This is a genomic window from Altererythrobacter chaiwopuensis (genome assembly GCF_054957755.1).
The window spans coordinates 1-258 of sequence record NZ_JBTXJG010000029.1; the positions used below are offsets into that span (position 1 = coordinate 1).

Genomic DNA, 258 nt, shown 5'->3' on the forward strand with positions numbered 1-258 from the left:
TATCAGTGTCAGCGTGCCGCCAAGGATCGAGATATAGGACAAGGGAATAAGCAAGCGCGTTGCGGCAACGCCAATTACACGAGCAAGACGGTGAAGAAGCACTTGCGCGCGCAGGAGATCGCGCAGGAGAACCGGCTGCCGTGCATCTACCTCGTCGATAGCGGGGGTGCGATAGGTCACTATCCCCGACGCGGTTCCGCCCAGGCCAAGATCGCGCATTAGGATCTCGCGCGAATCCTCCTGGGCATCGCGATCATG

At 59.7% G+C, this 258-nt stretch carries 1 pseudogene; it reads right to left on the bottom strand.

Annotation, left to right across the window (positions count from 1 at the left end):
• Window positions 1–258 (bottom strand): annotated as a pseudogene (locus ACX2DJ_RS13055) (hypothetical protein); the annotation flags it as partial.